General features: G+C 53.6%; 8 protein-coding genes and 1 pseudogene. 2 read left to right on the top strand and 7 right to left on the bottom strand.

Annotated elements, in window-relative coordinates:
* Window positions 1-362 precede the first annotated feature (362 nt).
* The gene (locus ACTG2O_RS21895; RefSeq protein ID WP_439976685.1) at window positions 363-1,358 is read left to right on the top strand and encodes a replication initiation protein; all 996 of its coding nucleotides are present in this window, start codon (window positions 363-365) and stop codon (window positions 1,356-1,358) included.
* 330 nt (window positions 1,359-1,688) lie between these two features.
* Here the strand turns inward: ACTG2O_RS21895 and ACTG2O_RS21900 are convergent, their stop codons facing one another.
* Window positions 1,689-1,889 (bottom strand): hypothetical protein, encoded by a 201-nt coding sequence (locus ACTG2O_RS21900; RefSeq protein WP_075116500.1) that lies wholly within the window; start codon window positions 1,887-1,889, stop codon window positions 1,689-1,691.
* Window positions 1,890-2,559: 670 nt separating this feature from the next.
* Here ACTG2O_RS21900 and ACTG2O_RS21905 point away from each other — a divergent pair.
* Entirely contained in the window at window positions 2,560-2,802 is a 243-nt protein-coding gene (locus tag ACTG2O_RS21905; RefSeq protein ID WP_042469152.1) for a hypothetical protein, read from the top strand.
* 534 nt (window positions 2,803-3,336) lie between these two features.
* Here ACTG2O_RS21905 and ACTG2O_RS21910 read toward each other — a convergent pair.
* The 6 genes and pseudogenes from ACTG2O_RS21910 to ACTG2O_RS21935 form a co-directional block, all read right to left on the bottom strand.
* Window positions 3,337-3,993: a quinolone resistance pentapeptide repeat protein QnrS2 gene (locus ACTG2O_RS21910; RefSeq protein WP_012537714.1), complete on the bottom strand. Its 657-nt coding sequence runs from the start codon at window positions 3,991-3,993 to the stop codon at window positions 3,337-3,339.
* Between the two features lie 1,078 nt (window positions 3,994-5,071).
* Window positions 5,072-5,320, bottom strand: coding sequence for a hypothetical protein (locus ACTG2O_RS21915; RefSeq protein ID WP_393936861.1), 249 nt, complete (start codon window positions 5,318-5,320; stop codon window positions 5,072-5,074).
* Window positions 5,321-5,337: 17 nt separating this feature from the next.
* Window positions 5,338-5,454 (bottom strand): BsuBI/PstI family type II restriction endonuclease, encoded by a 117-nt coding sequence (locus tag ACTG2O_RS21920; protein WP_234009712.1) that lies wholly within the window; start codon window positions 5,452-5,454, stop codon window positions 5,338-5,340.
* Complete coding sequence (locus tag ACTG2O_RS21925) at window positions 5,417-5,935, bottom strand: BsuBI/PstI family type II restriction endonuclease (RefSeq protein ID WP_439976687.1); 519 nt, start codon at window positions 5,933-5,935, stop codon at window positions 5,417-5,419. The genes ACTG2O_RS21920 and ACTG2O_RS21925 overlap by 38 nt, the downstream gene beginning before the upstream one ends.
* Window positions 5,921-6,288, bottom strand: a pseudogene (locus ACTG2O_RS21930) (hypothetical protein); the annotation flags it as partial. The pseudogene ACTG2O_RS21930 and the gene ACTG2O_RS21925, both read right to left, overlap by 15 nt.
* The coding region (locus ACTG2O_RS21935) for an Eco57I restriction-modification methylase domain-containing protein (RefSeq protein ID WP_439976686.1) at window positions 6,285-7,613 on the bottom strand (1,329 nt) is incomplete at its 5' end. The gene ACTG2O_RS21935 and the pseudogene ACTG2O_RS21930, both read right to left, overlap by 4 nt.

Raw genomic sequence — 7,613 nt, forward strand, 5'->3', positions numbered from 1 at the left:
ACTCTGGGGGAACAGGGATGCCATGAAACGGGCCACACTCGAAGGGGTCATGAACTGACCGAACTCGGATTTATGTTTCTGAGTTGTTCGTGGTGCTATCGCGCGGCGAACGTTATCTGCTATTTCCAATCGCTGGAGCAACTTAAGCCTCATGTATTTGAGAGTTTTAACTGGAGTGGGATAAGTTGTTTGATGCTGTAAGTTTGCTGTAACTTATGGCCCAGAAAAGACAAACCCCGAATCTCTAAGTGCAATCTTGGCGGATGGCTTAGAGAGTTCGGGGCCGTGACTTAATCACAGGAACAAGAATACCACATGGATCACATCAAACAACCCAACACCGCCAATAAGCGCGGTGTCCGATGGTAAAATCAGCGCTTCACGCTGCTGCTTTTATTGAACGTCTCCCCCACCGTCCCTACTGCACTGATGATCCGGCGCAGGGGCTCCTTATCCGCCCGCAGGCGACCGCGCTGGCCTATCGCCATGTCCAGCACAATCCGCCTCCGCATGTCTCCTGCATTGTGTTTGATGTGGACAGGAAGCCCTATGAGCAACGGCGAGAGGGGTATCAAGAGTGGCGAGATCGTGGCTTGCCTGCGCCGCATTGGATCGCCATCAATCCCGAGAATGGCAATTACCACCTTGGCTACCTGTTAGCCGCGCCCGTGGCTCGCACCAGTGCCGCAAGGCTAAAGCCGCTGCGCTATTTGGCGGCCATAGAACACGTTTTGGCTAAAAAGCTGGACGCTGATATGGGGTATGTTGGTCTGATCACCAAAAATCCCGTACATCGCGATTGGTGGACGGTCTGGCACAACCATGCGCCTTATTCCCTCGACTACCTCGCGGAGTTCTGCCCCGATGAGGATTTAGCGGCCTATAACCGTCGCAGTCGCAAAGAGGTTGGCGGGCTGGGGCGTAACGTCACGGTGTTCGATAACGTGCGTGAATGGGCCTACAGCGCCGTTAGAGCGTACTGGCGACCTAACGGGTACGAAGCGTGGGCCGATGCGGTGAGATCGGCTTGTGATAGCGCCAATGCGTTTGGACGGGAGCAGGGCGGCCCGCTACCCGTGTCGGAGATCAAGGCCACGGCCAAGAGCATAGCCCGTTGGGTGTGGAACCGATTCACCCCCGCAGGGTTTAGCCAGGTGCAAGCGCATCGAGGGGCCAAGGGCGGGCGTATTGGTGGCAAGGTATCCAAGCGCCCAACCAAGAACGGCAAGGCTCGGGCGGATTTGTTACCCGAGGTTATCAGGCTCAAGGCAATGGGTTACAGCAATCGCGATATAGGCGAGGATCTCGGAATTGGCTCTGCTACTGTTAGCCGCTATCTCAAACGTGATCCAGAGTGATCCAATAAAGCCTTATCAGATAACAGCGCCCCGTTAGGGGCGTTCTCATTTCAAAAAGCATTTCAGAGAGAGAGGATCGGTGCGAGGTGGTTAAGGCCGCTCCCGAAGGGCTGTCCATCAGGCCGTGTGTTTGGCCTGTGGGCAGTAGGGCTTATCCACGGAGCGGGTTTGTTTTTTTCGTACGTACGAAATTTGAGGAGCTAGGGCAGGATTCGCAAACTGCTGGCGTTTGCCGCCGCTCTTGCCCTAAGACAGTTCTCGCCCATTCTCCGGCAGCCTTCATCTCCTCCCGTAGCTCTGCCATTTCCTTTGTCGTCAATAGGCGATATGTCACTGGCTGTCTCCTTTGCTCTGCCGCGCTTCGAGTCGGTGAATGTCCTCCATGACCGCTGCAAGAAGGGATGGATCGTTCTCTTCCTTGGCGGCCTCTAGGTATGCCGCGATCTCGACACGGCTAGTCAAATGGTCCGCAACGTCGTACTTACTGAATTGCTCCTCTGGAATGCTCTTCAAATTTTCTTTTTGATTCATCAAATTAGCCATCCGATTTTGTGGGTTTTTTAGTGGGCCAATGTGTGGGTCGCTTGGGTGGTGTGTGGGTTATCTTGTAGGTCTTTTTGTGGGCTCGCCACCTGTCATCCGTGAGGCATTCCGTAGGTATGTAGTAGGTGTTCTGTGGGTGAACGGTAGGGCTTTAGTAGGCTTTCTGTAGGGGATCTGTAGGGTTTGGCGGTTGAGCTGTTTTTTCATTCCCTATGGACACTTTCTTTTTGGATCTCCCTCATACAACCCCGCAAGTCTTGAATGTGCCCCATTGTGTGCCCTGTTTTGTGTCCAACTCACTGATTTTTTTCCATTTTATGTGTCTCTTTGTGTGTCCTGCGCTTTCTGGTGTGTGTCCTTTTTTGTGTCTCTTTATGTATCCCACTGCCCGCCCGTTAGAAAATGATTCACTGCCTTCAGGCACGACACCGACTGTATACAGGCACGAGACCGAGCGTATACAAACTGCGTTTGTACCGTCGGCGTGCCTGCATCCTATCGGCGTGCCAAAGGGTCGCCCCTTTGAAACCCGAGTGCGGTTCTACGAACCTGAGTAACGCCAATCAAAATAAGAGTTTGATGGTTCGTAATTCTAATTTGATGTTTGGCTGCGTTGGTGTCATAACGTAGATATGAATCATCAAAACAGGTTTTTGATATGGAAGAGATCAAGGCGAAGTGGGTATTTGAACAAGGGGGTTTTGCCAAGGCGGTGATCGCCCCGACCCCGATGGGTGCCGGCTACCATCTTCACCTGGTGAAGTTTGGCCGCAATGCAGAAACGGAAGTGCTGGAACGCCAGCGCGGAGGCTGGCGGGTCTTTAAGACCATCGATGCAGGGGTTAACACGGCGCACACCATCGGTTTTCGCCGCATCGAGGTGGATCTAAGCAGTCGTTAAGGCTGCCGCGCTGCGCTTACCGACTCCCGAACGGGGCGCGACAGACTGCGCTAGTCGCTCCCGTTCGGGAGTGCTGCCCTGCTCTCCACAGGGTGGGGCCAGTGGCCCCACCCTGATGGACTCCGTTTTGCTTCACCTATTGCCCCCGCAGGCGTTCGCCGGACGCGCTCGATGTTCCGAGCGATTTGTTCCTCTGGGGGGGCAACCATAAAAACAGCATTAAGATCATGCTGTTATTGTAGGAGAGGAATAAAGTTTCATACTAAGCAGTCAAGTAACCCTGTTTGTACCGTTCTAAATGATACTCACCCAGAAATAAAGATTCATACTAATTCCTACTACAAAATCTGAGTCACGCTACAACTGAGTAATAAAGTATCATACTGGTTGTCTTGAGCATCCACAGATTGATTGGCCCCATTCAAACACGTTTCTGGACAAGAATGAGCTAGAAGTATTGATCTAGCTCTGGTGATTTGAATTAGAAAATGTATTAATGTTGTGTATAGTTTATCAGCAGGTATTCGTAAGCATCTAGTCAGGAAAAACAACAATACCCAACGCTTCGAGAAGCTGTTCTTGTTGCCAGCTGGCAATTTTGATACCTGATGTATCGACTTTTCGAGGATCTAAACCGTCGAGTTCGGCGTGACATAAATTAGCACCCTGTAGGCTAAACTGTCCCCAGACATCTTCAGAAAAAACACCTCGACTTAAGTCTGACTCTTTCAGTGATGCGCCCGCGAGGTGAGTCCCTATCCAGCGATTTTCAAACAGCTCACATTTTTCTAAACAGACCCGCTCCATATTGGCATAAGACAGGTTACATCCAGTAATAAAGGCTGAGCAAAAGTACATACGATTACTCACTTGATTGGCAAAGTTTGCTCGGGAAAAGTTGGCCCCTTTTAAATCACACTCACGTAACTCAATACCGTAGCAATTGGCGTTACTAAAGTTTGCCATCGCAAGCTGGCATTGTTGGAAACTTGCATCGCGAAGGTCTGCGACATCAAAATGGCAACCTTCGATATCACCCTGTTCAATGAACTTGCAGTTAATAAATGTCGCATCACGCAAGTTAGCACGTCGAAAATCGCATCGGATAAAGGTGCAAGCAGTGAAAGTAATATCACTTAGATCTTGATGTGAAAAACTGTGGTGTCGATATGTGTGACGGTAGGTTTCCATGTTGACTCCTATGATGAACTGGACGCAACACTACCATCAAAGCCACATCACATCACCAAAATAAAAACACTAAAAATCAAGATCTTAAAAACCCTCATTTTGCCTATTTTAAGGGGGTAAAATAGCGCCCTGAGCCTCTATGTTAACGTTCAAAGTACGCGGCACCATTGAAAAAAGTTATCCGCTTAAAAAGCCACAGAGAAAAGGAACCCAATAGATTACTGATGTCCGCCATTAGGTAAAGTAACCTTAAACGGAAGCCTGCAATTTGAAGTAGATACAAGGTCTAAGAAGGAATGGGGCATAAACGTTTTAGAAATGGCAGTGTACTCTGATCGCTGCCATTTAAGTATGAATCTTTAATACTCAGTATGATTCTTTATTACTTAGTAACGAAACTTTATTCTACTCACACAGTTATGGCGTTTTTGCCACCATTTTCACGACACGCCTCTGATTAAATACTCCTTTTATTTCAATGAGTTACACCAGTCTTGCTGGTGCGTAATGTGTATGGCTGTGGACCACCGTTTTTAAGGGAGGAATGACGGCGTGAAGAGTGGCTATGTCGTTAAGGGCTGCACTGTTCGGGGGTACTGGAACACCGCGAAGCGGATAGCGGTACAGATCCGGTACAAAAGCGGTACAGATCCGGTACAAAAGTGGGACAGAACCGGTACAGAACTGGGACAGAACTGGGACAGAAGTGAGGCATTTGCAGGGCGAGGCGGGGGGCGAAAAACTGGGGCCAGCGGCCCCACTTTCCCACCATCGAGGCGGCTTATCTGATCGGGTGCACCTCGAAGGGTGGGGCAAGATACCGAAACAAGCCGCAGGATGCAAAAACAGGCCGAAACCATACCCCGCAGGATCCTGCCCTCAAACCGCCTCAGAAGCGTTGCAAACTTTCATGCAGTAAACGCCCTGCCTTGTGTGTCGAAACGCCCCAAAACGCGATACAGGCGGCCTGTTTGCCGCCAGCGCCCCGTTTTAGCTGCTAAAAATCGCAATTGAACATAAAAGGCGTTATGCGCACCTCAAAACACCCTTCGGTTCACCACTTTTGGGCCGGGGGGGCTTAGGCTGTCTGGTTGATCTCGTCGGCCACCTGTCGGCACATGGCCCGCATGTCGAGCGTGCCCGCTGCAATGGCCTCAAGGGTCGTATCATCCAGCGCCTGCACGATACTGGTAGCCCGGCGCTCTAGTTCCTGCCGGGCGATTCGCTGCCAGTCTTGAACGTTCATCAGGGATGCCAGCGCGGCCTCGCTGGTGCGTCCGTAGCCGCGAAGCACCTCTTTTGCTGTCTCGGTGGTGGGTGTGGTCATGGTTGGGCCTCTTGTGCTCATTCGGTAGGGTAAGGGCCAAGGAACCGCACCCCGTTGAAGTGGATTAAGTGAGAGGGCGCATCGGCCACCCATACCTCAGTTTCCCATGCGATTTCCCCAAGGTAGCGGCCCATGAGGGCTCTGTTCGGGAAGGCCGTCACATAGACCAGCCCGAGTCGATCCGGCAAACAGCTTGGCAAGTTCGGCGTACCGCTTTCCATCGACTGGCCCGTGACTGGTGACGGACTCCACCAGTAGCAGCCAGTTTTTCGCGGTGAAGTGCAGCACCACGTCAGGCATCTTGCCGTGTGAATCCACATCGACACCCAGCCCGGCCAGCAGGGCCGCGTCGAAGTAGCCCCATTTGTCGCCCGTGTCGCCGGCATAGACCAGCACGCTACCCGGCGCAAAGCGCGGGGCGAAGTCCTCGATGATGGCCCGGATCAGTTCGCTATGCTCGCCGGGACTGAGGGTGATTTGCTGGCCCGGTGCAATCTCAACCGGGATGAGGTTCTGCTCGCGCTCCTTGGCGTAGCGAGCAACCAGAGTTTCACGCTCGGCCAGATAGGCGGCGAGGTTGTCATGCCATGCCGGAGTGCCGAAGGTGCGCAGCAGAGCCCGCGCGGCTGGTTCGATCTGATAAACCGCCTTCGGGCTATTCACCGGACGGTCGGCTTGTCCGGGTTGTAGAGGGCCACGCCAGCGTCGCAGAACTGGTGCATGGACTGACGGCGGAATGTCTCGCGAGTGTTTGGCGCATATTCCTTGCCGTAGTGCTCTCGTGCCCAATCCATGATAGGCGTGATGCCCACAAGCGGGTTTTCCGCGTCGGCCCATGTCTTGCCGGGCGTGAGGTTCAGGAGGGCCAGTAGGCATAGTGCGGAACGTTCATTCTGCTGCGCTCGGGGTAGGCCCAAGGATATGATGATTTGCTGCGCGGTCTCGATGTGGTCGTTTTGGTTGTTCATGCGGTCAGGGTTCCTAGCTTGGCGTCGATCTGTTCTTGCGTGAGCGTTCCTTGCTGCATGGCCCACTTGCCAAGTTCTGTCAGAGTGTCACGGCTCGGGTACTTCATCTGCTTGAGGTCGGTTGCATTGACCTGTGTATGGCCGTTGAAGCGCCGGAAATGCTCATCTACTGCGGTTGTGTTCAGGAACACGACCAGTCCACGAGCCAGCTCTTCGGGCAAGCCGTGTTTATTTTCGTGAAACAGGTTCATATGATTCTCAAACCCCAGCACGGAATGATCGCCAAAGGCGGTAGGATCAACCACGCTTGCCACCACGCGCCGCTTTTCCTCCTTCGATGAGAAACGGCGCACTAGGCAATAAAACCCGTTTGGGTAAAGCCACTTTTCCGTTTCGTCGTTGCGCATGATTGCGTTGGGCTTCTTCAAGCCCGCCACGGGCCAGACGGTGCCGGTCATACTCAGGTGGCCGGGGTAGATCAGTGGGACGGTGCCCGGCTCGGGCATGTCGCGCAGGTGCGCTTTCAGCCGGAAATCGACAACCGGCCCGGTCGATACCTTCACGCCAATTTCGGCCAGCGAGTAGCGCACGGCGGGCGATAGCTCGATGGTGCTTTTCTCGGTGGTGGTCGGCACATGAATGAACCGCTCCGGGTCATCAGGGAACACGATCCGGTCGAACGGGTGTTCGTGTGTGGTCAGGTCGGAAAAGCTGTCATCGGTCGAAGTCGTGACCGTGACTGGCCCCTGCTGGCCGCCACGCTCCAAGCGGATGATGATGTTTTCTTGCAGCACCTCGTCATCCTTGAAAGCCTTGTTGCGCGACTCGAACAGGTGCATGTGGCAGATCGCCGCCCGCTCAAGGATGAAGTCACGGAACGGGCGGTAATACGGCCCGTTGCAGAAGCTGCGCGGGATGATGGCCACGATCTGCCCGCCCAGTGCTGCCTCACCCACTGCCAGCGCGACAAAGGCGGAATACAGATTCACTGTCTCGATGCCGACAGTGCGCAGGGCCAGACGGTGGGCTGATTGGCTGTTGATCTTCTTATAAGGCGGATTGAGGATCGCATGGGTATAGCCTCGATCCTGCAGACCTTCGGCGGTCGCCTGCTCGATGTAATCGCCCGCGATGATGCGTGGCGTCACGCGGCTGTATCCGGCCAAGTGCTGCGCAAGGTGGCCGCGCAGCTTCTCGTCGATCTCGTAGGCGGTCGCATCGACAGATTCAAAGCTAAGGTCGCCCGTCACCCAGCGGTCGAGAAAGGCGCAGGATAATGCGCCAACGCCTGCTCCAGCATCCAGTAGGCGGCAGGTTTTAAGGGG

The organism is Aeromonas sp. 61P, from assembly GCF_051919545.1.
Lineage (GTDB): Bacteria > Pseudomonadota > Gammaproteobacteria > Enterobacterales > Aeromonadaceae > Aeromonas > Aeromonas veronii.